The following is a 25,742-nucleotide window of genomic DNA, read 5'->3' as shown; positions in this document are numbered from 1 at the left end:
CGGGTGGAGACGTTCGGCCTTTTGTGGCCGGTATCGGTGGCCGGCCGTTGACACTGCCGAACCGATCGGGATTAGAGTCGCAAAGTGCTCTCGTTCGGCGAGTTGACACACCATCGGCCGCGTGTGAAAGACGTGGTGCTGCCTCTGGTTCTGCTGGGGGTCCAGCTCGTCGCGGGCCCGGGTCTGGCGGCGGTACTCGATGAGTCCTTCGGTGTGCGGGAACGGACGCTCGGGCTGCTCGCCGGGGCGGTCGTGGCGGTGGCGCTCTGCCTGCGCAGGGAGCGTCCGGCGGCGGTGCTCGGCGTCACGGTGGTGATCGGGGGCGCGGCCGAGTTGACGCTCCCCGCTTCCGCGGGCGCCCCCGTGCTCTGGGCGGCCGATCTGATCGCGCTGTACTCGCTGGCTGTGCACCGTCCGGCCCGGACCGCCGTGACCGGCGGCGCGGCGGCCGCCGCGGCCGGATGCCTGGTCGGCGCGGTGACGTCGAGCTCGCCGACGGAGGCGCTGGCCACCGCCCTGATGACGGCCGCCTGCTTCGCCGCCGTCATCGCCTTCGGCCAGCTGCGCCGGCAGCGGGTGGACCTGCGGCGGCGGCTCGCCGTCCGGCTGGACGCGGCAGAGCGGGAACGGCAAGTCCTGGCCGCCGCCGAACGGGAGAGGCTGGCCCGTGATCTGCACGATGTCGCCGGTCACCATCTCAGCGCCGTCACCGTGCACGCGACCGCCGCGCTCCGCCTGGAGGACCGGCGGCCCGAGATGGTCGCCGAGGCCCTCGCCATCGCCGTCGACACCGGACGGGAGGTCCTGGCGGCGCTCAACCGGCTGGTGGACGTGGTGGTCCGGCCGTCCGGAAACGACCCGGACGCCGACCTGCAAGCGGTCATCTCGCCGCTGTGCACGGGGCTGGCCCGGCTCGGCATCCCGGTGTCGGTCACCGTGTCCGGCGAGCCGCACGTGTTACCTGGCGAGACGGTCGCCGCCGCTTACGGCGTCGTCCAGGAGTCCCTCACGAACGCGATGCGTCACGCAACGGGAGCGCCCATCACCGTCCGGATCGCGTACGGCGCCGGCACGCTCACCGTGGTCGTCCGCAACGAGAAGGGCGGGGCCTGGAACGACGGCGCGGAGCTAGGCGGAGGACGCGGCGTCGACGGCATGCGGCGCCGGACGGACGAGGTCGGCGGCACGCTACAGGCTGGACCCATCGACGAAGGCGGCTGGTCGGTCCACGCAGAATTCCCCACGCCGAGCCGTGCACGCCGCGAATTCGGCTGGCCCGAACTGGTGGACATGGTGGCGATGGGCATGTGCGTCGTCCTGCCACTGGTCGCGGTCACCCCGCCGGACCCGATCCTGCGTGCCTCTCCGCTCGGCCTGGCCAGCCTGCTCGGGCTGCTGTCGGCGCATGCGCTCCTGCTGTGGTGGCGGCGGACGATCCCGGTGGTGACCTTGGCGTCCGTGGCCGGTGTCGACGTCCTGTGGGCCGGGCTGACCCTGTCCGAGGTGATCTCCGCGAGCTGGCTGGAGGCGCTGGCGCTGTCGTGGACGGCGGAGGCGATCGCCGTGTACTCGCTGGCCGTCTACGGACCGTCGGCGGCCGCGGGCCTGCTGGGCGCGACCGCGGCCGGGACGGTGGGCGGGCTGCTCGCGCTGACGGGTCTCGCCGTCGATCCGGCGGAGGAGCCGCTCACCGCGGGCGACGCCGTCGCGGGCCTCGTGTTCTTCGGCACCCTCGGTACCCTCGCGATGCTGCCATTCTGGGCGTGGGGCGCCGTCGTCCGATCCAGGCGGAGCCGGGGCAGGGATTGGGAGCGATCGATGGCGGAAGCGGTGGCGGTGCGCACCGACCACGTCGTCCGGGCCGAGCGGTACCAGGTCGCGGCCGGTTTGCGGGAGGCGGTCCTCGATCACACCGTCCGGCTGGTGCGGGCCGGTGAGTCGGCGCTGCGCGGCGGTCCGGAGCACGACCGGAGTGCCGCGCTCGCCGTCGTGGCCGGCGAGGCGCGGGCCGCACTGGCGGGCATGCGCGAACTGCTCGAAACGCTGGAGGCGACGCCGGACGCGACGGCGGGAGCCCGGCCGTGACGATCCGCGTGCTCGTGGCCGACGACCAGCCCGTGGTCCGGGTGGGATTCGCCGCGATCATCGACGAGGAGCCCGATCTGACGGTCGTCGGGCAGGCCGCCGACGGGGCCGAGGTCCTGCGGACGGTCGTGGGCTGCCGTCCGGACGTCGTCCTCATGGACATCCGGATGCCCGGCATGGACGGCCTGGAGGCCACCCGCGAACTGTCCACGGTGGCGCCCTCGACCCGCGTCCTGGTGCTCACGACGTTCCGGCGCGACGAGTACGTGTTCGGCGCCCTGCGCGCCGGCGCCTCGGGCTTTCTGCTCAAGGACTGCGACCCGCAGGACCTCCTGGACGCGATCCGCACCGTGGCGGGCGGCGAGGCGATGCTGGCCCCGGCGGTGACCCGCCAGCTGATCGACGCGTTCGCCGCGGGCTCGATCGGCGCGCGGCCGCGCCCGGACGAGCGCCTCGGGCTGCTCACCAACCGGGAGATCGACGTCCTGCGCACCGTGGCCCAAGGCCTCAACAACGCCGAGATCGCCGCCGCGCTGGGCATCGGAACCGCGACGGTGAAGACCCACGTCAACGCGATCTTCGGCAAGCTCGGCCTCCGGGACCGCGTCCAGGCCACGATCTTCGCCTACGACATGGGCCTCACCGGCCCCCGCGAACGCCCCGACGAACAACCCTGACGAACGCATCAGCGAAGGCCAACGACGAGCCACCGGAGGCGGACGCGCATCAACGGAGGCCGGAGACGGATCAACGGAGATGGATCAGCGGAGGCGGGCGACGAGATCCTGGAGGGCGGGGCCCGGCTCCACGCCCAGCTCCCGCCGCACCACTGCGCCGTAGTCGAGGTAGGTGCGGTAGGCGGTGACCGTGTCGCCGCGCATCAGGTGGGCCTGGACGAGGACGCGCGGCGGGATCTCAGCGAGGTCGTCCACATGGCTCCCCAGGGTGGCCAGGACGATGGCGCTCTCGGTGTCGCCGAGTTCCAGGGCCGTCGTGGCCAGCCTTTCGAGGGCGAGCAGGCGGAGCCGGTCCCATCGGTACCGTTCGTTCATGATCTCCTCGTCGTGTCCGTCGCGGAGCAGTTCGGTGCTCAGCAGGCGCACGATCAGCGGGTCGATCTCGTGCAGTTCGCTCGGGACGGCGTGGAGGATGTGCTGGGCGAGGCTCCTGGCCGCGTGGTAGTCGACGGTCACGTCGTCGGCGAGCCGGAGCGAGTCCGCGCCGATGACGACCATGGATCGCGCTTCCGGCCGGATGCGCCAGAGTAACTGGCGCAGGCGTTTGGCGGAGCTCATCGGGTCCAGGTCGGGCCAGAGGCGCGCGGCCATGGCCGACCGGGACAGCCTGCCCGCTTCGAGCGCGAGGTGGATGAGCAACCTGCTGGCGGTCTCGTCGGGTCCGATCTCGTGCCCGGCCAGGCGGCAGGCGAAGTGCGGGAGAAGCTGGATCGTGTCCTCGTCGGGAGCTTGCATGGCCTGCCTTCCTGCCGTCGCGGCCGGTCGGACTCCACGGCACCGGGCCCCGGCGTCCACTGTTCGATTGCCGCCGGTCTCCCTGAGAATGTCACTCGAAGCACGCGCGCGCCACGAGAATTCCAAGGCCGGACGCCCTGCCCGGCACCCACCACTCCCTGTGGCACCACGAGCACACCGCCGCCCCAACCCAATTTAAGTAAATTATTCAAACGCATGTAAACCAGCACCCGGCCCCATTCGTCGGGCACCGTCCAAATAAATTGGACGAGATTACCGAGAACAATTCCCCAGCGGTCGGCATCACACCGAAGTACAGGATCCAATCAACCGGAATGGGGGATTCCACAGATGAAGATCTTGCTACGCGCAGTGCTCGGCCTCGCGATGGCGGCGCTGGCGGTCGCCACCACCATGGGCGCGATGGGGACGGCCAACGCCGACGGCCAGGACACCGACCCCGCGGTGGCCAGGGCCATCGAGTCGCAGCCGTGGGTCGAACTCGGCCCGGGCGACAGCGACTACCGCATCGCCTCCATGCGCTGCTACCTGGTGCAGTTCAAGTTCTACGGCGACTGCACCCCGACGTCCGCAGGCGAGGGCTGGCCGTCGAACCTCGGGCCGGCGCTGAAGAAGTACCAGGGGTCGCACGGCCTGCCCCAGACGGGCAGGCTCGACGTCGAGACCTGGGGCGCACTCCGTGACGACGGCGGCGAGGTCGGTGCGGGCAACGGACGGAAGGCCCAGATCAAGGGCATCCAGTACGCGATGAAGGTCCTGCAGAACTCGTCGCTCGTCGTGGACGGCCAGTACGGCCCGGCCACCACGGCGGCCGTCAAGGCCTTCCAGAAGCGCAAGGAGATCGACGCCGACGGAATCTTCGGCGAGATCACCTTCCGCGCCGCGTTCGCGCAGGGCGCCGAGTCCCAGCGCACCCCGGGCCGCTAAAAGGCCCAATGGCGGCCGCCGTTCCTCCGCCAGGCGGCCGCCCCCCACACCTTTGCGCGCCATTATGGCCACGCAAATCCCGCATTGAATACCAACTCAAGCAGACCCAGCACCCCGACCACTGACCGACACACCCTCCACAGACGCGCTCTTCACAGAAGCACTCTTCGCTGGCGCGCTCTTCACAGAAGTGCTCTTCACAGACGCGCTGTTGGCTGGCGCGCTCTTCGCTGACGCGCTCTTCGCTGGCGCGCTCTTCGCATCGGCCGCGAGCGTTTCGGCGTGCGCTCGGAGGATGCGGCGATGCACAGGACAATCGTCGAGAAGCTCGTGCCGGGAGTCGATGGCATGCCGCAGCGCCTTACGCGCCCGCTCGATCTGCTGGACGCGGTCGTCGAGCTCGCGCAGTTTCGCCGCCGCCATCGTCCGCCAGTCCGGTGCGCTGCGGCCGCTCGGGCCGACCAGCGCCGCGATCTCCGACAGCGTGAAGCCCGCCCGTTTGAGCAGGTCGATGAGCGCGACCTGTTCGACGGCGTCCTCGTCGTAGACGCGTTTGCCGCCCGCGCGCCTGGCGGCGTGGAGCAGTCCCTTGCGCTCGTAGAACCGCAGGGCGGACGACGCCAGCCCGGTCCTGGCCCGCAGTTGGGCTATCGACAGCTCACTCATTGACTTGAACCATAGTTCAACCTGGATGCTGACCGACGTGAGGATTCGTACCCTGCAACCCCGCGGCGGCGGGTGGAGGACATCGCGATGACAACGTCGAGTAGAACGCGCATCGCCGTGGTGACCGGCGCGGGCCGGGGCATCGGATTGGCGATCGTGCGCGCCCTGGCCGAGGGCGGTTTCGCAGTCGTCGCCGGCAGCCGCACGGTTACCGGCGCCCTGCGGGACGCGACCCCCGACACGCTCGCGGTCGACCTCGGCACCCCCGACGGGCCAGACCGTCTCGTGCGGCACGCGATCGAACGGCACGGCGGCGTCGACCTGCTCGTCAACAACGTCGCGGGCACATCGACGCCCGCCGGGGGATTCCTCGAACTCGACGACGACGCCTGGCGCCACACCCTCGACCTGACGTTCATGTCGGCCGTCCGCGCGACCCGCGCCGCCCTGCCGAGCCTCCTGGACCGACACGGCGCGGTGGTCAACATCGGTTCGATCAACGCCCGGGTTCCGCAGCCGCGCCTGGTCGCCCAGTCGGCGGCCAAGGCCGCACTGTCCAACCTCGGCAAGGCGCTGGCCGAGGAGTTCGGCGGCCGCGGACTCCGCGTGAACACGATCTCCCCCGGCCCCGTCTGGACGGACCTGTGGACCTCCCCGGGCGGCCCCGGCGACACACTCGCCCAGCGCGCGGGCATTCCCCGGGAGCACATCGCCGATCGGCTCCCGGCGCTCGTCGGCCTCCCGACCGGCAGATTCGCCGACCCCCAGGAGATCGCGGCCCTCGTGGTGTTCCTCGCCTCCGGCCGCGTGGCCAACATGAGCGGCTCCGATCTCGTCATCGACGGCGGAATGCTCAAAACAGTCTGACCCCGCCTCAAAAGAGTCCGCCCCGCCAACACCCCCACCCAGGGAGCCGTTCCCGGACGCCCGATGTGTGCAGTTTTCCCTACCCCACCCCACCTCTGACCACCGAACATGACGTCATGTGGTGGTGGCTCGTCCCCGGATTCTTCGCTCTGCTGCTCGCATTCGGAGCGGCCTACGACCGACGTCTCCGCCGCCGAGGCCACCGCTTCCGAAACGGTGCGGAACTGTCGGCCAACGCGCGCGAGAACCGCCGCGACATGCGCGCATGGGACAGAGGCTCGCAGGGCCACAGCGGAGAAGACCTGTCCTGGACGGAGAACACCCGCCGCCACCAGGGCCGCCGCCCCCGATGACCTGGGCTTCCCGAAGAGCGCCGACCGTTAAGAGGTGAGACACGACGGGTGGAACCGTCGCGATGGCCCGTCCACCGGGTGATCTTCGCTCTCGACATCGCGGGCTTCGGCGAGCGGACGGACACCGCGCAGGCCGCGAAGCACGCCGGGCGACGTACCGCGCTCTCGAAGACGCGTTCGCCGCCGCGCAGGTGGAACCAGGCGAACGCCACATCGAGGACCGCGGCGACGGCGTCCTCGTCCTGGTCTCCGGCTCGATATCGAAGACCACGCTGCTCGATCGATTCCCGGCGCATCTTGCCGATCGCCTGGACGACTAAAACCTGGGCCGGGAAGTCCGGCCGCGGCTACGCCTCGCCTTGCACGCGGGCGAGGTGATCGCGGACGAGCACGGCCACGCAGGCGTCGCCCTGTACGAGGTGCACCGGCTGCTGGACTCGGCCCAGCTGCGCACCGCCCAGCAGCTGTCGGGAGCCGACCTGGTCGTCGCGCTCAGCGACAGGTTCTACCGCGAGGCGGTCGCACGCGGCGTCGATCCGTCCCGGTACCGGCGCGTGGACGTCACCTCACGGGAGCACTCCGGCTCCGCCCGGATCTACTTCCCGAACTCGATCACCCTGTGAAGCACGTAACGCCCTCGTCCGTGGTCAGGACGAAGGCGTTCTCCGGGTGGAGCCTAGGGGATTCGAACCCCTGACACCCGGCTTGCAAAGCCGGTGCTCTACCAACTGAGCTAAGGCCCCTCGCCGCGTCCCGGCCGCCGTTTCGCGGCAGGCGCCGCTGCGCGGCGGCACAAGCCTACCCGTGGTCTGCGGCCAGCGCGTCATCGACGGACGCGGGCAGGACCAGGCCGGGGAGGGCGGCGACGCTGGGGAGGATGTGGGTGGCGCCCGCGGTGAGGAGGCGGTCGCGGTCGTGGGCGCCGGTGAGGACGCCCGCCACGATGGACGCGCCGGAGCGCCGCCCGGTGAGCATGTCGTTCGCGGTGTCGCCGCAGACGGCAATGTGGCGGACGTCGTCCACGCCGAGGCGGAGGGCGGCGCTGAGGACGAGGTCGGGCCACGGGCGGCCGCGGGGGACGTCCGCCGGGCAGAGGGTCAGGTCGACGCGGTCCCACCAGCCGAGCGTGTCGATGATGCGGGCCTGGGTGCCGCGGCCGAAGCCGGTGATCAGGCAGACGCGGATCCCGGCGGCGCGGAGGTGCAGGAGAGCGTCGTCGGCGCCGGGCACGGAGCGCAGGCCGCGGCGGTCGACGAGGTCGTCGTAGGAGTGCTCGAACGCGAGGTTCGCCGCCTGGGCGCGGTCCTCGGCGAAGAGGGACCGGAAGACGGCCAGCTTCGACCCGCCGCGCGATTCGTGGAACCGTGCAAAAGCACGGTCATATGCCGCCGTGCCGGAGACGATCCCCAGGGTGGCGATCGCCTCGGCGAAGGCGGTGTGGACGGTCTCGCCGTCCGCGACAGTGGTCCCGGCGAGATCGAGGCAGGCGACGGTGATCGGGGCTGCTTCGTTCACGCCGGGGACCTTATCGCCTGCGTCGGTGAACACCTTTCATCCCGGCCCGCACAGGCCGCGCCTCAGCGGACGGGCCGGATGAAGGATGCTCAGTTGTCGGACGACGTGGCCTCGGTCCACAGGTCCAGCTCGGCGCGGTCCTGCTGCAGCCGACGCCAGACAGCGAAACCACCGAGTGCGACGACGGCCAGGATGAGCAGCTTCTTCACGGTGGGACCCCTTCACCTCGACTATTCAGTCAAATCCCGGGGGACCTTCACATCAGCGCTTGCTTCCCCCAGGCTCTCCGCAGCCTAGCAACCGTTCCCAGGCGTTCAGCACCCCGCTCACCGGTATCGGACCCAGCGTCCAAATCTGGTGTCGATGCCGTCACCCCCGCGCCATCTCGCCCGGACGCGCGGACCGCCGCATAATCCGGGGGACGACCTTCGGGAGTGCCGATGGCAGAGGACGACTTCCGGCGCTGGGAACGCGAGTTCGACTCGGGCGCCCCGGACGAGGAGCCGTCCGGGGCGCGGGGCCTGGTGCTGGCCGCCGGGGTGACCGCGCTGGGATGCGCCGCCATGATCGCGCTGGGCGAGGTGGCGCTGGGCACCGCCGGGCTGGTGCTCTCGTCGATCATCCTGCTGCTGTGGCGGATCGGAATGTGACGATCTTCATCCGTCCCCGTCCCCGTCCCCGTCCCGTCTGCGGCCCGCCCGGTGTGAGCCGACCGGGAAGCGGAAGCGCTCACCGATCCGCCATCATCGCGGCATGGAGTTGCGCGGAGCGAATGTCCTGCTGACCGGCGCGAGCGGCGGGATCGGGCGGGCGCTCGCCGCGGCGCTGGCGGGGCGGGGCGCCCGGCTCGTCCTGACGGGCCGCCGGGCGGACGTCCTGGAGCCGCTGGCCGAGCGTCTCGGCGGCGGCGCCCGGGCCATCGCCGCCGACCTGGCGGACCGTGCGGCCGCCGAGCGGCTGCTGGACGAGGCGGGCCCGGTGGACGTGCTGGTCGCGAACGCGGCACTGCCGGCGTCCGGACCGCTGGCCGACTACTCGATCACCGAGATCGACCGGGCGCTGGACGTGAACCTGCGGGCGCCGATCGTGATGGCGAAGCTCGCGAGCGCGCGAATGGCCGATCGTGGCCGCGGGCAGCTGGTTTTCGTCTCGTCGCTGTCGGGGAAGGCGGCGTCCGGGAACGCGTCCCTCTACAACGCGACGAAGTTCGGGATGCGGGGGTTCGCGCTGGCGCTGCGCGAGGACCTGCGGCCGCACGGCGTCGGCGTGTCGACGATCTTCCCGGGGTTCATCCGGGACGCGGGCATGTTCGCCGACGCCGGGGTCACGCTGCCACGCGGCGTCGGAACCCGGTCTCCGGAGGACGTGGCGCGGGCGACCGTCCGGGCCATCGAGCGGAACGTCGCCGAGATCGACGTTGCGCCGCTCGGCCTGCGGCTCGGCGCCATGATCGGCGGGTTCGCGCCCGTCCTGTCGGCGGCCGTGCAGCGGCGGGCTGGCGGCGCCCGGGTCGCCCGGGGACTGGCGGACGGACAGCGCGGCAAACGGTAGCGACAAATCCGGATCTTCAGGCGATAATCCGGACAGTCCCGAGTGATCAGCGGGATGTGCCGGGCGCAGCGTCCCCCCGGGCGGCACCCCGCCTGCCGCGTGCGCCGCCGCGAGGAGGTCTGCGCATGTGGACGGGTATGACGACCTCGATCGGGGCGGCGGCCGTGACAGTCCTGTCCCTGACGGCGGCTCCCGCGCACGGGGCTCCCGCGCACGGGGCTCCCGCGCACGGGGCTCTCGCGTACGGGGCGCGCGCACCCGCGGCGGATCCGTCGGACGCGAAGGTGGTCCCGGTGCAGGTCACCGGCGACCCGGCCAAGCGCTTCAACCTCGTGATCCTCGGCGACGGCTACACGACGGCGGACATGCCCAAGTTCCGCGCCCACTACGCCGAGCACCTCAACGACCTGTGGACGATCGAACCGTTCAAGTCGTATCGCAGCTACATCAACGTGTACGCGGTCGAGATCCCGTCCGGCGAGTCGGGGGTGAGCTGCGACCCGTCGCTGTCGTCCCCGCGCCGCACGACACCGCTGAGCATGGCGTTCTGGAGCGGCTGCCGGGCGGACGGCGTCCAGCGGCTCCTCGTCATGAACGGCGCGGCCGCCAAGACGTACGCCGACCTCGTCCCAGGGACGACCACAGCGAACCGTCAGATCCTCGGGCTCGCGAACAGCGACACCTACGGCGGTGCAGGCGGCGCCTACGCGACGGCGTCCGGCGGCAACGCGATGTCCGCTCTCATCGCGCCGCACGAGCTCGGCCACTCACTGGGTGGGCTGGACGACGAGTACGACTACTACCAGCGCGGTGTTCCTGGCGGGACGTACGCCGGCCCGGAGCCCGACTCCATCCACCACACGCTGCTGACCGAGGAAGAGCTGAAGACGCAGAAGAAGAAGTGGTGGCGGTGGCTCGGCGAACGAAGCGAGTCCGGAGGAACCATAGGACGGTACGAAGGCGGGATGTATTTCAGCAAGGGCGTGTGGAGGCCGAGCCAGCACTCGATGATGAAAACGCTCGGCTACTACTTCGACCAGGTGTCCCGTGAACGGATGACCCAGCGGATCTCAGCCAAGGTCAACCTCGTCCAGGCCCACACCCCGACAACCACGCCGGTGGGTGCCGACCGTGTTCTGTGGGTCGAGACGATGCATCCGTCCAGTCACACGTTGTCCGTCATCTGGAAGGTCGACGGGAAGATTGTGCGGAAGGGCGCCAACCTTGATCTGTCCCGGCTGCATCTGAAGAAGGGCACGCACACCGTCCAGGCGACGGTCGCCGACCCCACTCCGTTCGTCCGGGACCCGGCCCTACGCGCGTCGGTCGCGCTCACCCAGGTACGCACCTGGACGGTCGACACCAGCGTGAAGACCCCGCCGGAGAACGTGCCGGTCGACTTCAGTTCGTCCACACCGACCGACAAGCCTGTGGGCAACGAATCAGTCGTGTACGCGGAGACGACACATCCCGTGCATAGCGTTCCGGCCGTCCGCTGGGAATTGGACGGTCGGCGCGTACGCGGCGGTGAGCGGGACATCGATCTCGCACGGTTCCGCATGTACAAGGGCACGCATCAGCTGGTCGCACGCGTCGGCTCCAAGAGCCGGACGTGGACGATCGACGCGCAGGGCCCGGCGGTGAAGTACGAACTGTCGAAGGCGACGCACAGCCGGACCCGTCCAGGCCGCACGCCCGAATACGTCTTCGACGGCCCGTTCACCATGCGGCTGACCGGCGCGGACGACCGCCCAGGCGTCGTCGTCTCCGAGTTCCGCGTGGACGGCGACGGCTGGTTCAACTACTTCGGCTGGCCGACGGACTCGTCCGCCCCTTGGCTGTTCACCGAGAACGGCACCGTCATCGACAGCCTCACCTACGGCAAGCTCGGCAAAGGCCGGCACACCGTCGAATACCGCGCCATCGACCCCGCGGGCAACATCGGCAAGGCCGACAAATTCATAGTCACGCTCCGCTGACCCCACACCAACCAAGCCCGTCACTACGTGGAAACGCGTGAACCGGGGACGCTGAGACCTCACTAACATCAGCCCGAGCAGCTAACCGAATCCCTGACACCCCATTCGGTCAAGCAGACCAACCGCTTACCGCGGCGAGGACCGGTACTGGATCGCGCTCGCATCACCGTCATCAACGCCTCACCCACCCCCGCCAAACCCGGCGCCATGTAATCGTCCATGACCACCCGGTGGTCCAGCACGGCGCGGGTGGTGGCAAGCGAGTGGCCGGGCCCGCCGCCTCGCCGACCTGCTCGACCAGCGTCCCGGCCTCGACCCGGCCAACGTCCCGCCCCCGCACACGCAACCCAGCACCACCGAGCCCTGCACAGCCAGAACAGCCGGGACACCCAGAACAACCAAACAGCCGAGACGGCCAGAACGCTCAGCACGGCCGGGACGTTCAGAATCAAGACGGCCAGAACATTCAGGACGGCCGAGACGTCCAGGACGGCCAGCACGCCAGGGACATCCAGGACGGTCAGCACGGCCGGGACATCTAGGAACACGGCCGAGACAGTCAGGACGGCTGGATGCTCAGGACGACTGGGCGGTCGGGATGCCCAGGACGGCCGGAGCGGTCAGAAGAGTCGGGGATTCACACGGAGACGATCGCCGCGTCCCCTCCAGCCCGCACCGGCGGCCGCCGCCCCCACTCGTCAGGACGCTGACGCTTCCTCGGGCTCGGCAGCCGTATCCCGGACCGGCTCGGCCGATTTCCGAGACGGGCTGCGCTGGGCGGTCGCAAGGACGGAGCCGCCGAGAATCAACGCGAACGAGGCGATGATCGTCCCGGTGAGGGGCTCGCCGAGCAACACCACCCCGGCGACGACGGCGACCGCCGGGTTCACATACGTGAACACCATCCCCCTGGACGTGCCGACCTCCCGGATCAGCTCGAAGAACACGATGAAGGCCAACGCCGTGCACACCAGTCCGAGCCCGACGAGCGCGGCGAGGACGCGGCCGCTCGGCATCGATTCCGGCCAGGTCGCGGCCGCCGGACCGGTGTAGACGAGCGCGGCCACGGCCAGCGAGAACGCGGCCAACTGCAGGCTCGGCAGGTCCTGCATTCGCCGCATCGCGATCATCGGGGCGATGGAGTAGCCGACCGCGACCAGCATGACCTCGCCGATCGCCCACGCGCTGCCTCCGCCGAGATGCGGTCCGGCCAGCACGCCGACGCCCACCAGCCCGACCAGCAGCCCCGCCCACCGCACCGGGCCGAGCCGCTCCCCGTCTCCGGTGAGCCTGGCCAGCACCACCCCGACGATCGGGACGGCGGCGATCAGCAGCCCGGTCATGGAGCTGGTCAGCCGGTTCTCCGCGTCCGACAGCAGCGCCCACGGGCCGAGGATCTCCACCGCGGTGAACACCAGGAGGGGCCGCCAATGCCGACGCACCACACCGAGCCGGCCCGCCCGGAGCGCCAGCGGCAGCAGGACGGCGGCGCCGAGCGCGGTCCGGGTGAACACCACCATCGGCACCGAGACGTCCTCGACCGCCACCTTGATCATCAGATAGGGGATGCCCCACAGCACGCCCATCAGCGCGAACAGCACCCAGCCACGACGACTCAACACGACCTCCGATTCCCGCCCGTCCAGTGCAGGCAAAGCGGCCGAACGGACAGGTTCAGAATGCGGGACGGCGCATCGCGCTGTCTTGAACGCTGTTGCGGTACGCGCCCGGAGTGACGCCCACCACGCGCCGGAACCACCGCGTGAGATGCGCTTGGTCGGCGAACCCGACGAGCGTCGCGGCCTCCGCCGGCCGGTGCCCCGCGTCCAGCAGCGCACGGGCCCGGGTGACCCGGTGCTGGGCAAGCCACGCGTACGGCGGCATGCCCATGGCGTCACGGAACGCGCGCAACAGCTGGTACCGCGAGAGCTCCAGGTCGCCCGCGATCTCGGCGAGCGTCGGCGGCGCGAGCATCTCGTCCGACAGACGCGCCGAGACGACGCGGGCGATCCGCCCGGCATCGGCGCCTCGCCGCCCCGGAACCTCCTCCGGCCCCGGCCCCGCATGCCGCCGGACGAGCGCGCCCAGCACCCCGAGCAGCCGGGACTCGCCCTCCAGCGGGTCCTCGCCTCGACGCAGAGCGCGGTGCGCGAGCCGCAACGCCTCGCCGAGCTGCCGATCGTCGATGATCGGCTCCCGGAAGTGCGGCCACGCCGGCTCCTCGTCCGAGTTCACCGCGGCGCCCAGCAACTCGGCCCCCGGATACAGGCACAGGTAGGCGAACCCTTCCGGACGGGCCGGCCCACCCGTGTGCGCCTCTCCCGGCTCGACCACGACGAGGCTCCCCGCACCCGAGTAGACCTTCTCGCCGCGGTAACGCATCGTCTCCAGACCGTCGACGGTCACCCCGATGGCGTACTCGTCATGGATATGCGGCGCGTAGTGCCGACGCCCGATCCGGGCCGTCAACAGGTCAAGCGGCACCCCCTGAACCCCGTCAACACGCGTCCAAACCGTCCGATCCCCACCCCCCGCGCCCCCGCCATCACCACCCCGAGAAGCAACCGGCGGCTCGCCACCCCCACCCTCCCCAGCCCACCCCTCCTCCAACACCTCACCCTCAGCCTCACCAGCCCGAAGACCGGCACCCCGCCCAGACGGACCACCAGCCCCAGCCCTAACGGACCCACGCGACCGCAAACCAGACCACCCCCCAGCTCTCACCTCAGCCATCTCCCCTGCCCACATCCAACAGACGCCCAAGACCAGAGACCAGCACTCCACCCACACCACACCTCAGCGGCCAGCTCCGCCCCACCCTCAACAGCCTGCCACCCAGCCCCAGAGGCAGCACACTGCGCACTGTCGTCGACCGCGCCGCGCTCCCACCAGGATGGGTGGACGACCTCACGGCCTGGTGCACCGAGCGCGGCTGGCGGACGTCCCTGCAGGGCCGCAAGGTGTACTGCCTGCCCGCAGGCTTGACGAAGGCAGCCGCCGCGGCGGAGATCGCCCGCCGGACGGGCGCGTCCACGACCCTCGCCGCCGGCGACTCGCTCCTCGACATCGACCTCCTCGAAGCCGCCGACCCGTCCATCCGCCCGGCCCACGGCGAGCTGCACGGCATCGCAAACTGCGCCTCAGCCAACGCCTCCACCCCAAGCCCTGCAGTCTCACCAGACCGAGAAGAAGCACTCCGTCCGAACCGCGCCGCCTCCGACACTTCAACCCCTGCCTCACCGCCCCAAGGGACGGCACGCCGCGCGGACCGTGCCCCGGCGGACGACTCCGCCCCACCCTCAACAGCCTCATCGGCCCCATGGGCAGCCCGTCGACCAGACCGAGGCCCGAGCTGACGACATACAGGACGCACCTCGCCAGACCACTCCGAACCAACCACCTCGCCAGACCACTCCACGCGCAAAGCAGCAGACCGCTCCACGCGCGAAGCGGATCGCTCTGCGCACAAAACACCGGACTGCCCTGCCCCCGAAGCGGTACATCGCTCCACGCGCGAAGCGGATTGCTCTGCGCACAAAACACCGGACTGCCCTGCCCCCGAAGCGGTACATCGCTCCACGCGCGAAGCGGATTGCTGTGCACGCAAAACGCCGGGTTGCTCTGCGCGCGAAGCGGTGGGTTGCTCAGCGCGCGAAGCGGTGGGTTGCTCCGGCTGCGCGACGGGGTGGCGGTTCAGACTGGGGGTGGTTTGCTGATCGGGTCGAGGGGTGGTGGCGGGACCCTCAGGCGGAGAAGACGTGGCGGAGTCGCCACCTGTCCTCGTCACGGCCGAGCTCCACGACCGCCACACCTTCGGCGCCCGTCACGCGGACCCGGTAGACCCGGCCCTCCCGGGCCGTTCCGTACGTCTTCAGGACCTCGTCCACGGCGTAGCGCGTCCCCCGCCATTCGTACGCGGTGAGCTTTCCCGCAAGATCGTGTTCTGCGCGGACCGGCTCGTTCAGCAACTGCCCCATGGGGCGAGCGTAGCACGCGTTCGAACGAATGTTCGCAGGTCGGGCCGCTCCTTCCGTACCTCGTAGCACCGGCTTCGGGCCATCGCGCGCACGTGCGCGCCCGCTCCGCCGGGCGTGGCGCGGCGCCTGACTTCATGCGGACGTTCAGCCGGAACGTGCGGACCATGCACAGATCAACGAAGAGCACCGCCTCTCTCATCCCGCGGTCAGCGGGGCTTTCCTCCGATTCGGCCCGTACCCGGGGGAAAGGACCAGACAGGGAGCGAGGGGGAGCCATGATCAACGGGGCACACGTCATCATCTACAGCCGCGACGCCGAGGCGGACCGCGCGTTCATCCGGGACGTCCTGGGGTTTCCGGACGTCGACGCGGGCCACGGCTGGTTGATCTTCAAGCTGCCGCCGGCCGAGCTCGCCGCGCACCCCACCCAGAGCGAGCCGCGCCACGAGTTCTACCTCATGTGCGACGACATCCGGACCACGCTCGAAGGGCTGGGAGCCCGCGGCGTCCAGGTCGACGTGCCCGTTACCGAGGAGAGCTGGGGGCTGCTCGCCGCGATCAGACTGCCGAGCGGCGCGGAGTTGCCGATCTACGAGCCCCGGCATCCGCTGGCAAAGGACCTCTAGAAGCTGTTATCCACAGGCTGGGGACAGCATTTGCACACACCTCCCTTGTCGTGCGGGCAGGCGCTCTGGGAGGTCACATCCACAGGCGGATCCCCAGAACAGCCAGGCTTTCCACGGTTTGTGCGGCGCACCAAGCGCCGTTCCTCCAGCATCCACGCAGCGAGGGCGCCATGCACAGAATCCACAACCTGTGGATAACTGCCGTGCACAACCTGGGTACGACCGGCAGGGATCACGTCCACCATTCTTCCCCAGCTCGTCCCCAACTCGCGGGACCACTTATCCACGTCGTGGACAACCCGCTGACCAGCAGATAAGCCACCGCCATCGTGTCATCCTCCACACCCCTTTCACACGCTGTGGACGGTCGGCCTCCACAACCCAGTCCGCCCGGTGGACGACGGAGCCCACCGACAATCCCCAGTTGCGTCCCCACCCCAGGTGGCGGCCCCCACACCAGGACAACCCACGCCCGCCCTCGCCGCCCGCGCCCGATCTCGGCGCGACGCGAGCGCGTCTTGCGACGACCATGCAGCGCAAATCGACTCACAACCGGTCGACTCGCCGGTCGACCAGCTGATCAAGCAGCCCAGGGACGAGGTCGAGGCCAGGGGGCCGGGGCGAGAGCCCAGTCAGAGTGAGTGCTGTAGCGGGCTTCAATACCATTCATCCGGCCACCGCCGCCGTCCGGACAGCCACACATCGGCCGAACGCTCGGGCCCGGCCCGACCCTCGCTCTCCCATGAGAACGTTGACGCCCGGCTTTGCAAGCCGGTGCTGTAGCCATCTGTAGTGCGCATACGTTGGCCGCGAGGTCGATTGGGCAACCACGCGTCGGACGAACGCTTGTGCTCCCGTCCGACAGTCACGCTCGCTAATGGGCACGGCGACGTCCTGCATTCGTGGTTGCGCACTGGGGACGGTCAGCGCGCACCCACGTCCAGCACCAGCCCCATCCGGCAACTGGCATCTGAGGAGCCGAGCCCTGAACATGTAGGTAACAGGCGACCTGAATTCCCGGAGACCCCTGCTAGGGCGGGCGTGACCAGGACCAACGCGTCCGGGACGACCAACGTCGCGGGCTATGTCGCGCCATGTGGCGCGTCTGGAAAGGTGCCAACGCTGCCCAGTCCGCCAGGTAAACGGCCAGACGATCATCGAACTACGAGTAGCGGCCGAGGAACGGGACCAGTTCAACGCTCACATCATCGGCCGCATCGAACTGATCCACGAATTCCACGCCGAGCCGCCTGACACGTCACCAAACCGCAAACCCAGTTATCCACAACCTGTGGAGAAAGGCCTCTCGTTTGAGCATGCAACAACGAGCTCGGTCGATCAGTCCTCACACTTGATGCTGGAAACCGTATGGCGACCAACGGCATCGCCAGGAACCGCCGCCGTCCTGAACCCGCCGCCCGCCTGACCCCGGTCGACGGCTTGGAGTTGGTCGACGACCTGGCACCTGTTGTGTCCGGATGCTAGCGGCATAGTTCCTGGAGGAACGCTGGCGGGGCGGCGCGGGAAACCTTGGGGTCGGTCAACATCGCTCCGCCTGACGACGCATTCTCCAGTTCCGTCCTGGACGTCCAAGCTTGTGGACGGCGGAGGAGGCTGGGGCCGTGCATGCAACTCGCGCGGTGTGAACCGCTCCCGCCCCACCCTGCTTCGCGCTGCCGATATTCCGCGGGCGCGGGGCTCGGGAGCCCAGGTCGGCGGGTCTCGGCAACGTGCCGAAGGTGGGCAGGGCTGTCGGCGAGAACAGTGTCACCGTGATGCGACGTCGAAGCGCGTCTCGGTATTGAGGGTGCGTCGAGGAGGCGATGCGCGCGCTTGGGAACCGGGCCTGAGGCGCTGACGTCGGCGCTGGCACCAGTGCCGCACGGGCGGTGCAGCGGGTTTGAGGCGTGGATCTTCAAGCCCGCGGCGTCCGGTTGGTTCCGAAGCGGCCGTACTCGTCGCGGCCGGTGCCGCTGCTCGCCGAGACGTGGCCTGGAGTCCCGGTCCGGGTGCGTGGGCATGGCTCCGCCATGCGAATGGAGGTGAACTGGCTGTCCGTCCAGGCCGATCTGGCGCCGCACCCGCAGCGGCATTCCCACCAGAGCCTGAATGGAGGAGGTACGGACGCTGGCGGTTCTGTCGCACGAGAACCTCGGCCCACGGCTTGGGCGGCATCAGGGGCGTCTACTCTCGCGTCGCTTCGGCAATGCGTGAGGAACTGCGCGACGCGCTGACGCGCAGTGCTGGGAGGCCACCCTCGACGCACCAGGTGGAACTGGCGGAGGGGTCGCCTGTGCCGGTGCTGGACGACTAGCTCCAAGCACGGCGGCGGCAAAAGAAAGAGGGACGACATGAAGGTCGTCCCACGCATTCCCCGCAGAGGGGAGGTGTCTTTTCTTTGGTCTCGGCACCGGATGGGGGCCTGACCCGGGTGGGCCTAGGAGGACTTGAACCTCCGGCCTCATCCTTATCAGGGATGCGCTCTAACCGACTGAGCTATAGGCCCGGGTTGTGCCGCTGTGCTGGCGGCGCACCGTGAGGTTACCCCATCTGGCGGGGCAACCGGAAATCGATTACTCGGCCTCCTTGAGGGTCACTTCGACGCCGCCGACAAGGTCTGCGGCGAGGTTGTAGATCACGGAGCCGACCGTGGACAGAGCGGTGATGAGCAGGACGTTCAGGGCGCCCACAAGGACCGTGTAGCCGAAGACGCGGAAGAAGGAGAACCAGCTGCCGGCGTCGACGCTGCCGGTGGTCTCGCCCTGCTCCTTCGTGAGGCTGTTGATCGTGTCGCTGATGGCGTCGAACACACCGAGGCCGGACAGGATCGCGTAGAGAACGACCACGGCGACGAGGAGGATGACGAAGCAGACCAGCGACATGACGAAGCTGAACTTCATCACCGACCACGGTTCGAGCCGGGCGAGTTGCAGCTGGGCCTTGCGCGCCGGCTTGCCGCCGGTGGCGGGCTTGGACGTGCGCTTCCCGGGCGCGGGCGACGTGGACGGACGGTCCTTGAGGACGGTGCTCGCGAACCCCGGGCGCTTCGAGCCGCCGGAGGCGGCCGCACCGGACGTACCGGACGGGCCTGAGTTCGGAGTGGACGAGTTACCCGACGACGGCGGAGGCGGTGGCGGAGGCGACGGCGGGTTGAACGACGGGTTCGGCTTCTCCGTACGTCCTGCGGAGACCGAACCGGACGGCTCGGTGGGCCTGGCCCAGCCCGTCGAGCCGGCGGCCGAACCCGATGCCGCGCCGCCGGCGGCCCGGCCAGAGGCCGAGCCGGTTGCCGAGCCCGTCGCGGGTGCGGGCGACCGGCCGGAAGCCGGGCCCTGCGGGCTGGCTGACGGGCCAGAAGCCGGACCGGACGGGGAACCCGGTTGCGGGACGGGGGAAGATCCCGAGGTCGGGCTGGGTACCGAGCCCTGTCGCGGGCCGGCGGGAGATCCGGCGGACGAGGCCGAGGACCGGCCAGGTGACGGGCGCGACGCCGGTCCAGAGGCGGAAGTGCCGGAAGCGCTGGACGACGGCCCGGAGTCCCGGCCCGAAGGCGAGGCGGACGTGAAGCCCGCAGACGCGGAGCCGCCGCCGGACGCGGAGCCGCCGGACGTGGAGCGAGCGGACGTCGGGCCAGCGGACGCAGAGGCGGCGGGCGCGGCAGACGTTGAACCTGAGGACGCTGCGGAGGGCTGGTCTGACGCCGGGCCGGTGGGCCTCCGCGCGGGCTCGCTTCGCGTGTTCCCCTGTGGCGAGGGATCGGCGGGCTTGTCGTCCTTGGGCGGTTCGGTGGTGTCCTGGACGGGGGCGATCTCCGGCGAGTCGGCTTTGTTCGCCGGGTCGTCGACCTGGGACAGGTCGGTCCTGGTCTCGTCCGCGGGAGAGTCGATCTCGACGGTCGTCTCGTCCCGGCCGGGCTTGGCGGCCGCCGCGGACACCACCTTTCCCGGCGTACCCGACTTTCCCGACTTGGCATCGGGTTTGCCCGACGTACCCGGTCTGCTCGGCCGAGCCGACCTGGCCGACCGACCTGTCCGACCCGACCGAGCCGGCCGGTTCGCTTCGCCTGGTGAGCCTGGCCGGTCCGCTTCGTCCGTCACGCCCGGCTCGTTCGTCGCGCTCGGCTCGTTCGGCTGGTTGGCCTTTTCCGATTCGCTGGGCCCGCCCGGCTTGGCATCGGACTTCCCGGCAGGTTCCGCACCGGTCTCAGCCCCACCGGTCTCGACCCCGCCCGGCCCAACCGTGGCGGTCTCGGCCCCACCGGTCTCGGCCCCGTCCAGCTCGGCCCCGGCGGTTTCAGCCCCGGCGGGCTCGGTCCTGCCCGGCTCAGCCCCGGCGGGCTCGCCGGAACCGGAGCCGGAGCCGGAGTCGCCCGGCGCAGCCGCGCCGGGGCCGTCCTTGCTCTTGCCGGGCTCGGTGCTCACGTGTCCTCCTGGCCTAGCGGTTCGGTGACGGAGGTGAAGATGAACGTGCAGGACGTGACGATGTCCCGTACGTCACTCACCCTCGTCGCCTCCCTCGGCGTCCTCTGAGTCCTCCATGGACTCTACGTTCCTCGCGATGGCCACCACGCTGTCCCCGTCCGCGAGGTTCATCAGGCGGACGCCCATGGTCTGCCTGCCGGACTGCTTGATCTCCGCGGCGGTGGTCCTGATGACTCCGCCGTTGGACGTCATCGCGAACACACCGTCTTCCGGGCCCACCATCAGGGCCCCTACCAACATCCCGCGGGATTGCACGATCTTAGCGGTGAGGACGCCCTTACCCCCACGACCCTGCAGCGGGTACTGGTCGACGGGCGTCCGCTTGGCGTAGCCGCCCTCGGTCGCGACCAGGACGTCCTGGGACGTGTCCTTCACGACCAGCATGTTCAGAACTTCCTGGTCTTCGTCGAAACGCATGCCGATGACGCCGGACGTCGCGCGTCCCATCGGGCGCAGGGAGTCGTCGTCGGCGCGGAAGCGGATCGCCTGGGCGCCGGTGGACACCATCAGCAGGTCGTCGTCGGCCGACACGAGCCGCGCGGCGATGACCTCGTCGTCATCGACCAGGTTGATCGCGATGATGCCGCCGGTGCGGGGCGAGTCGAAGTCGAGGAGGGCGGTCTTCTTGACGCGGCCCTTCTTCGTCCCGAGGACGAGGTACGGCGCGACCTCGTAGTCGCGCAGGTCCATGACCTGGGCGATGTGCTCGTCCGGCTGGAACGCCAGCAGGTTCGCGACGTGCTGGCCGCGCGAGTCGCGTCCGGAGTCGGGCAGTTCGTACGCCTTCGCCCGGTACACCCGGCCCTTGTTCGTGAAGAACAGGATCCAGTGGTGCGTCGTGGTGACGAAGAACTGGTCGACGATGTCGTCCTGCTTGAGCTGCGCGCCGCGGACGCCCTTGCCGCCGCGCCGCTGCGCCCGGTACAGGTCGGTGCGAGTGCGCTTGGCGTAGCCGCCGCGGGTGATCGTGACGACGACGTCCTCTTCGGCGATGAGGTCCTCGTACGACACGTCCCCGTCGAACGGGATGATCTCGGTGCGCCGCTCGTCGCCGAACTTCTCGACGATCGGGGCGAGCTCGTCGCCGACGATCTGACGCTGCCGCTCCGGCGAGGCCAGGATGTCGTTGTAGTCGGCGATCTCCGCCATGAGCTTGTCGTACTCGTCGGTGATCTGCTGGCGCTCCAGGGCGGCGAGCTTGCGCAGCTGCATGTCGAGGATGGCCTGCGCCTGGATCTCGTCGATCTCCAGCAGCCGCATCAGGCCCTGCTGGGCCTCCGACGCCGACGGCGACCGCCGGATCAGCGCGATGACCTCGTCGATCCGGTCGAGGGCCTTCAGCAGGGCGCGCAGGATGTGGGCGCGCTCCTCGGCCTTGCGGAGCAAGAACCGGGTGCGGCGGACGATCACGTCGATCTGGTGCGCGACCCAGTACCGCACGAACTGGTCGATGCGCAGGGTGCGCGGCACACCGTCGACCAGCGCGAGCATGTTCGCGCCGAACGTCTCCTGCAGCTGCGTGTGCTTGTACAGGTTGTTCAGGACGACCTTGGCGACGGCGTCCCGCTTGAGGACGATCACGAGCCGCTGTCCCGTCCGGCCGGACGTCTCGTCGCGGACGTCGGCGATCCCGTCGAGCTTGCCCTCCTTCACCCCGTCGGCAATCTTGAGGGCGAGGTTGTCCGGGTTGACCTGGTACGGCAGTTCGGTGACGACGAGGCAGGTACGGCCCTGGATCTCCTCGACCTCCACGACGGCGCGCATGGTGATGGACCCGCGGCCGGTGCGGTACGCGTCCTCGATGCCCTTGCGGCCGACGATCAGCCCGGCGGTCGGGAAGTCGGGGCCCTTGACCCGCTCGATCAGCGCTTCGAGCAGCTCCTCGTCGGACGTGCCGTAGTTGTCCAGGTACCAGCGGACACCGTCGGCGACCTCCCGCAGGTTGTGCGGCGGGATGTTGGTCGCCATCCCCACCGCGATGCCCGCGGACCCGTTGACCAGCAGGTTCGGGTACCGCGACGGCAGGACGTCCGGCTCCTGCGAACGGCCGTCGTAGTTGGGGGAGAAGTCGACGGTCTCCTTGTCGATGTCGCGCAGCAGCTCCATCGCGAGGGGCGCCATGCGGCACTCGGTGTACCGCATCGCCGCGGCGGGGTCGTTGCCGCGCGAGCCGAAGTTGCCGTTCCCGTCGACCAGCGGGTACCGCATCGACCACGGCTGCGCGAGCCTGACCAGCGCGTCGTAGATGGCGGAGTCGCCGTGCGGGTGGTAGTTCCCCATGACGTCGCCGACGACGCGCGCGCACTTGAAATAACCGCGGTCGGGCCGGTAGCCGCCGTCGTACATCGCGTACAGGACGCGGCGGTGCACGGGTTTCAGGCCGTCGCGTACCTCGGGAAGCGCGCGCGCGACGATGACCGACATCGCGTAGTCGAGGTAGCTCTTCTGCATCTCGACCTGGATGTCGACCGGTTCGATCCGCTCGCCCGGGTATCCGCCCTCGGTGGTCACGTCCGTCACTCTGAAGACCTCTTCTGCTCGTTGGGATGCAAGTACGGTCGCCTGCGAGAGTCAGGCCGCCGTAGCCTCAGCCGTCCGCGCGGGATCTCGGCCGTCCAGCCGACCTGCGGGCCTGGCCGTCGATCGCGTGGCAGGCCCTGCCCCGCTGATAGCCCGGCCGCCCATCGGGACCCGGCTCCGGGCCGCGGTAAGCCTGGCGCCGCCGCTGAACCTGACCGCAGCGCTGAACCTGGCCCCGGCGGTCCGCCTGGCCGCAGCGGTGAGTCTGGCCGCCGGCCGATGGGAGCTGGGCCGTCGGACCGCTGGGAGCTCGGCGCGGGCCGTACTCAGATGTCAAGGAAGCGCACGTCCTTGGCGTTGCGCTGGATGAACTCCCGGCGGGGCTCGACCTCCTCGCCCATGAGCACGCTGAACAGCTCGTCCGCCTGGGCGGCGTCGTCGAGCTGCACCTGCAGCAGCACTCGGTTGTCGGGGTCCATCGTGGTGTCCCACAGCTCGTTGGCGTTCATCTCACCGAGACCCTTGAAGCGCTGCACCAGGTCGCGGGGACGGGGGTCGCGCTTCCCGGCGGCGACCCCGGCCTCGATGATCGCGTCCCGTTCGGAGTCGGAGTAGGCGTAGTCGGCCTCCGAGCCCCGCGCGTCCCACTTGATCTTGTAGAGCGGGGGCTGGGACAGGTAGACGTGCCCGGCCTCGATCAGCGGCTTCATGAACCGGAACAGCAGCGTCAGCAGCAGCGTGTTGATGTGGTGTCCATCGACGTCCGCGTCCGACATCAGGATGATCTTGTGGTAGCGGAGCTTGGCGATGTCGAACTCGTCGTGCACGCCGGTGCCGAGCGCCGTGATGATCGCCTGCACCTCGTTGTTCTTCAGGATCTTGTCGATCCTGGCCTTCTCCACGTTGAGGATCTTGCCGCGGATCGGCAGGATCGCCTGGAAGTGCGGGTCGCGGCCGCCCTTCGCTGAGCCGCCCGCCGAGTCGCCCTCGACGATGTACAGCTCGGACTTGCCGGGGTCGGTGGACTGGCAGTCCGACAGCTTGCCGGGCAGCGACGTCGACTCAAGCAGGCTCTTGCGCCGGGTCAGGTCGCGCGCCTGCCGCGCCGCCACGCGCGCCCGCGCCGCCTGCGACGCCTTGTTGATGATCTCCTTGGCCTCGCCCGGGTTCTCCTCGAACCAGTCGCGCAGGAACACGTTGCAGGCCCGCTGCACGAACGACTTGGCCTCGGTGTTGCCGAGCTTGGTCTTGGTCTGGCCCTCGAACTGCGGGTCGGCCAGCTTGATCGAGATGATCGCGGTGAGGCCTTCGCGGACGTCCTCGCCGGTGAGGTTGTCGTCCTTGTCGCGGAGCAGGCCCTTGTCGCGCGCGTACCGGTTGACGATCGTCGTCAGCGCCGCGCGGAACCCCTCCTCGTGGGTGCCGCCCTCCGCCGTGTTGATCGTGTTCGCAAACGTGTGGACGGACTCGGCGTAGGACGAGTTCCACTGCATGGCGATCTCGATCGACATGCCCGTGGTTTCGTCGCTGAAGTACACCACCGACTCGTGGGCGGCGTCCTTCCGCGCGTTGATGTAGCGGACGAAGTCCTCGATGCCGCCCTCATAGTGGTAGCGGACGACGTGCGGCTCCCCGTTCACATGATCGGGACGCTCGTCCCGCAACGTGATGGAGAGGCCGCGGTTCAAGAACGCCATCTCCTGCATGCGACGGGAGAGGGTCTCGAAGTTCCACTCGGTGGTCTCGAAGATCGAGTCGTCCGGCCAGAACCTGATGAGGGTGCCGGTCTCGTCGGTCTCCTCCCCCTTGCGGAGCTCCGTCTCAGGCCCCTGCCACGTGTACGACTGGCGCCACACGTGGCCGCTGGTGCGGACCTCGGCCTCCATCCGGGTGGACAGCGCGTTCACAACCGCCGAGCCCACCCCGTGCAGGCCGCCCGAAACCGCATAGGACTTGCCGTCGAACTTGCCGCCCGCGTGCAACGTGGTCAGCACCAGCTCGATGGCCGGCCGTTTCTCCACGGGATGCTCGCCCACGGGGATGCCGCGCCCGTTGTCGAGGACGCTCACCCCTCCGTCGGCCATCAGCGTCACCACGATGTCGTCGGCGTAGCCGGCGAGGGCCTCGTCGACCGCGTTGTCCACGATCTCGTAGACGAGATGGTGCAGGCCACGCTCACCGGTCGAGCCGATGTACATGCCCGGGCGTTTGCGAACCGCCTCAAGCCCTTCAAGGACAGTGATCGAACTAGCGTCGTACGCCAAAGGAGATCCTCCTGCCGGGGATGTCTGCCGCTCCGCGCCCGAGGGAGGCACGGTGTGCCCCGTAACACACATGACAGGGCGCCCTTGTGCTCTGTTCAACGTTCGGTCAGAGCCCTGGGCACCCCTTGGCGGCGCAGCATCCTGAACCGATTTCATTCTACCGGGTCACAGGACGGAAAGTGGCACTGTCGAGCGCTGTATGCGCGTGTGGCGGCCGATCGGGCCTAGAGATGCATCCCCCCACAGGACCGGGGGTGTTCTCTGGCCTACGTGGCGCTCGCTGCTGAACTCGTCACAACACACCCCGAACACATGTTCCCACCCGCCCCCGACACCCCGCCCACACTCGACCCCACCCACCTAACCTCCCCCACCCCCAACCCCACACCCGAAACCCCACCAATCCCGCCCCCAAAAATGCCGCAAAAACCCCCACCT

At 69.6% G+C, this 25,742-nt stretch carries 22 protein-coding genes and 2 tRNA genes; 12 read left to right on the top strand and 12 right to left on the bottom strand.

Annotated elements, in window-relative coordinates; genetic code table 11:
• The first annotated feature begins 135 nt into the window (after positions 1-135).
• Positions 136-2,085, top strand: a complete 1,950-nt coding sequence (locus ACH34T_RS42170; RefSeq protein ID WP_396026635.1) for a sensor histidine kinase — start codon at positions 136-138, stop codon at positions 2,083-2,085.
• Entirely contained in the window at positions 2,082-2,762 is a 681-nt protein-coding gene (locus ACH34T_RS42165; RefSeq protein ID WP_396026634.1) for a response regulator, read from the top strand. Before ACH34T_RS42170 ends, ACH34T_RS42165 begins: the two co-directional genes overlap by 4 nt.
• An 84-nt stretch (positions 2,763-2,846) precedes the next feature.
• Here the strand turns inward: ACH34T_RS42165 and ACH34T_RS42160 are convergent, their stop codons facing one another.
• A complete protein-coding gene (locus ACH34T_RS42160; RefSeq protein ID WP_396026633.1) occupies positions 2,847-3,557 on the bottom strand; it encodes a BTAD domain-containing putative transcriptional regulator in 711 nt (236 codons plus the stop codon).
• 351 nt (positions 3,558-3,908) lie between these two features.
• On the opposite strand from ACH34T_RS42160, the gene ACH34T_RS42155 reads away from it, so the two are divergent.
• Entirely contained in the window at positions 3,909-4,505 is a 597-nt protein-coding gene (locus ACH34T_RS42155) for a peptidoglycan-binding protein (RefSeq protein WP_396026632.1), read from the top strand.
• Positions 4,506-4,601: 96 nt separating this feature from the next.
• Here the strand turns inward: ACH34T_RS42155 and ACH34T_RS42150 are convergent, their stop codons facing one another.
• Positions 4,602-5,171: a MerR family transcriptional regulator gene (locus ACH34T_RS42150; RefSeq protein WP_396026631.1), complete on the bottom strand. Its 570-nt coding sequence runs from the start codon at positions 5,169-5,171 to the stop codon at positions 4,602-4,604.
• Between the two features lie 87 nt (positions 5,172-5,258).
• On the opposite strand from ACH34T_RS42150, the gene ACH34T_RS42145 reads away from it, so the two are divergent.
• The 3 genes from ACH34T_RS42145 to ACH34T_RS42135 all read left to right on the top strand — a co-directional run bounded on the left by ACH34T_RS42145 (position 5,259) and on the right by ACH34T_RS42135 (position 7,014).
• Positions 5,259-6,038, top strand: a complete 780-nt coding sequence (locus ACH34T_RS42145) for an SDR family oxidoreductase (RefSeq protein ID WP_396026630.1) — start codon at positions 5,259-5,261, stop codon at positions 6,036-6,038.
• A 415-nt stretch (positions 6,039-6,453) separates the two neighbouring features.
• On the top strand, positions 6,454-6,711 hold the full coding sequence (locus ACH34T_RS42140) for a hypothetical protein (protein WP_396026629.1): 258 nt from the start codon (positions 6,454-6,456) through the stop codon (positions 6,709-6,711).
• 39 nt (positions 6,712-6,750) lie between these two features.
• The gene (locus ACH34T_RS42135) at positions 6,751-7,014 is read left to right on the top strand and encodes a hypothetical protein (RefSeq protein ID WP_396026628.1); all 264 of its coding nucleotides are present in this window, start codon (positions 6,751-6,753) and stop codon (positions 7,012-7,014) included.
• A 47-nt stretch (positions 7,015-7,061) separates the two neighbouring features.
• Here ACH34T_RS42135 and ACH34T_RS42130 read toward each other — a convergent pair.
• From ACH34T_RS42130 to ACH34T_RS42120, 3 genes are all read right to left on the bottom strand, one after another.
• A tRNA-Ala gene (locus tag ACH34T_RS42130) sits at positions 7,062-7,134 on the bottom strand.
• Between the two features lie 55 nt (positions 7,135-7,189).
• A complete protein-coding gene (locus tag ACH34T_RS42125; RefSeq protein ID WP_396026627.1) occupies positions 7,190-7,906 on the bottom strand; it encodes an HAD-IA family hydrolase in 717 nt (238 codons plus the stop codon).
• Positions 7,907-7,995: 89 nt separating this feature from the next.
• Complete coding sequence (locus ACH34T_RS42120; protein WP_211342807.1) at positions 7,996-8,115, bottom strand: DLW-39 family protein; 120 nt, start codon at positions 8,113-8,115, stop codon at positions 7,996-7,998.
• 231 nt (positions 8,116-8,346) lie between these two features.
• Between ACH34T_RS42120 and ACH34T_RS42115 the strand changes: the two genes are divergently transcribed.
• The 3 genes from ACH34T_RS42115 to ACH34T_RS42105 all read left to right on the top strand — a co-directional run bounded on the left by ACH34T_RS42115 (position 8,347) and on the right by ACH34T_RS42105 (position 11,436).
• Positions 8,347-8,556 (top strand): hypothetical protein, encoded by a 210-nt coding sequence (locus tag ACH34T_RS42115; protein WP_396026626.1) that lies wholly within the window; start codon positions 8,347-8,349, stop codon positions 8,554-8,556.
• 103 nt (positions 8,557-8,659) lie between these two features.
• On the top strand, positions 8,660-9,457 hold the full coding sequence (locus ACH34T_RS42110; protein WP_396026625.1) for an SDR family NAD(P)-dependent oxidoreductase: 798 nt from the start codon (positions 8,660-8,662) through the stop codon (positions 9,455-9,457).
• Positions 9,458-9,582: 125 nt separating this feature from the next.
• Entirely contained in the window at positions 9,583-11,436 is a 1,854-nt protein-coding gene (locus ACH34T_RS42105) for a M64 family metallopeptidase (protein WP_396026624.1), read from the top strand.
• A 698-nt stretch (positions 11,437-12,134) separates the two neighbouring features.
• Here ACH34T_RS42105 and ACH34T_RS42100 read toward each other — a convergent pair.
• Both ACH34T_RS42100 and ACH34T_RS42095 read right to left on the bottom strand, forming a co-directional pair.
• A complete protein-coding gene (locus tag ACH34T_RS42100; protein ID WP_396026623.1) occupies positions 12,135-13,055 on the bottom strand; it encodes a DMT family transporter in 921 nt (306 codons plus the stop codon).
• 55 nt (positions 13,056-13,110) lie between these two features.
• Positions 13,111-13,920, bottom strand: coding sequence for an AraC family transcriptional regulator (locus ACH34T_RS42095; RefSeq protein ID WP_396026622.1), 810 nt, complete (start codon positions 13,918-13,920; stop codon positions 13,111-13,113).
• Positions 13,921-14,333: 413 nt separating this feature from the next.
• On the opposite strand from ACH34T_RS42095, the gene ACH34T_RS42090 reads away from it, so the two are divergent.
• Positions 14,334-14,792 carry a hypothetical protein gene (locus tag ACH34T_RS42090; protein WP_396026621.1) on the top strand — a complete coding sequence of 153 codons (459 nt, stop codon included), beginning with the start codon at positions 14,334-14,336 and terminating at the stop codon, positions 14,790-14,792.
• 387 nt (positions 14,793-15,179) lie between these two features.
• On the opposite strand, the gene ACH34T_RS42085 is transcribed toward ACH34T_RS42090, so the two are convergent.
• The gene (locus ACH34T_RS42085) at positions 15,180-15,413 is read right to left on the bottom strand and encodes a hypothetical protein (RefSeq protein ID WP_396026620.1); all 234 of its coding nucleotides are present in this window, start codon (positions 15,411-15,413) and stop codon (positions 15,180-15,182) included.
• Between the two features lie 275 nt (positions 15,414-15,688).
• Here ACH34T_RS42085 and ACH34T_RS42080 point away from each other — a divergent pair, with 275 nt between their 5' ends.
• Together ACH34T_RS42080 and ACH34T_RS42075 are read left to right on the top strand one after the other, a co-directional pair.
• Positions 15,689-16,039: a VOC family protein gene (locus ACH34T_RS42080; protein WP_396026619.1), complete on the top strand. Its 351-nt coding sequence runs from the start codon at positions 15,689-15,691 to the stop codon at positions 16,037-16,039.
• A 1,084-nt stretch (positions 16,040-17,123) separates the two neighbouring features.
• The gene (locus tag ACH34T_RS42075) at positions 17,124-17,465 is read left to right on the top strand and encodes a hypothetical protein (RefSeq protein ID WP_396026618.1); all 342 of its coding nucleotides are present in this window, start codon (positions 17,124-17,126) and stop codon (positions 17,463-17,465) included.
• A gap of 1,006 nt (positions 17,466-18,471) precedes the next feature.
• Here the strand turns inward: ACH34T_RS42075 and ACH34T_RS42070 are convergent.
• The 4 genes from ACH34T_RS42070 to gyrB form a co-directional block, all read right to left on the bottom strand.
• Positions 18,472-18,545: transfer RNA gene (locus ACH34T_RS42070), tRNA-Ile, on the bottom strand.
• A gap of 67 nt (positions 18,546-18,612) precedes the next feature.
• The gene (locus ACH34T_RS42065; protein ID WP_396026617.1) at positions 18,613-18,939 is read right to left on the bottom strand and encodes a DUF3566 domain-containing protein; all 327 of its coding nucleotides are present in this window, start codon (positions 18,937-18,939) and stop codon (positions 18,613-18,615) included.
• Between the two features lie 1,593 nt (positions 18,940-20,532).
• Positions 20,533-23,040 carry a DNA gyrase subunit A gene (gene gyrA, locus ACH34T_RS42060; protein WP_396026616.1) on the bottom strand — a complete coding sequence of 836 codons (2,508 nt, stop codon included), beginning with the start codon at positions 23,038-23,040 and terminating at the stop codon, positions 20,533-20,535.
• 326 nt (positions 23,041-23,366) lie between these two features.
• Positions 23,367-25,304, bottom strand: a complete 1,938-nt coding sequence (gene gyrB, locus ACH34T_RS42055) for a DNA topoisomerase (ATP-hydrolyzing) subunit B (RefSeq protein ID WP_396026615.1) — start codon at positions 25,302-25,304, stop codon at positions 23,367-23,369.
• Positions 25,305-25,742 lie beyond the last annotated feature (438 nt).

This window comes from Actinomadura sp. 9N215, assembly GCF_044326345.1.
Lineage (GTDB): Bacteria > Actinomycetota > Actinomycetes > Streptosporangiales > Streptosporangiaceae > Spirillospora.
The sequence above is the reverse complement of the archived record's forward strand: the minus strand, read 5'-3'. Positions and strand labels throughout refer to the sequence as shown.

Coding starts and splice junctions, on each gene's coding strand:
- ACH34T_RS42160 (WP_396026633.1), bottom strand. CDS start 3,557: ATGCAAGCTCCCGACGAGGACACGATCCAGCTTCTCCCGCACTTCGCC.
- ACH34T_RS42155 (WP_396026632.1), top strand. CDS start 3,909: ATGAAGATCTTGCTACGCGCAGTGCTCGGCCTCGCGATGGCGGCGCTG.
- ACH34T_RS42150 (WP_396026631.1), bottom strand. CDS start 5,171: ATGAGTGAGCTGTCGATAGCCCAACTGCGGGCCAGGACCGGGCTGGCG.
- ACH34T_RS42145 (WP_396026630.1), top strand. CDS start 5,259: ATGACAACGTCGAGTAGAACGCGCATCGCCGTGGTGACCGGCGCGGGC.
- ACH34T_RS42140 (WP_396026629.1), top strand. CDS start 6,454: ATGGCCCGTCCACCGGGTGATCTTCGCTCTCGACATCGCGGGCTTCGG.
- ACH34T_RS42115 (WP_396026626.1), top strand. CDS start 8,347: ATGGCAGAGGACGACTTCCGGCGCTGGGAACGCGAGTTCGACTCGGGC.
- ACH34T_RS42110 (WP_396026625.1), top strand. CDS start 8,660: ATGGAGTTGCGCGGAGCGAATGTCCTGCTGACCGGCGCGAGCGGCGGG.
- ACH34T_RS42105 (WP_396026624.1), top strand. CDS start 9,583: ATGTGGACGGGTATGACGACCTCGATCGGGGCGGCGGCCGTGACAGTC.
- ACH34T_RS42085 (WP_396026620.1), bottom strand. CDS start 15,413: ATGGGGCAGTTGCTGAACGAGCCGGTCCGCGCAGAACACGATCTTGCG.
- ACH34T_RS42080 (WP_396026619.1), top strand. CDS start 15,689: ATGATCAACGGGGCACACGTCATCATCTACAGCCGCGACGCCGAGGCG.
- ACH34T_RS42075 (WP_396026618.1), top strand. CDS start 17,124: ATGTCGCGCCATGTGGCGCGTCTGGAAAGGTGCCAACGCTGCCCAGTC.
- ACH34T_RS42065 (WP_396026617.1), bottom strand. CDS start 18,939: ATGAAGTTCAGCTTCGTCATGTCGCTGGTCTGCTTCGTCATCCTCCTC.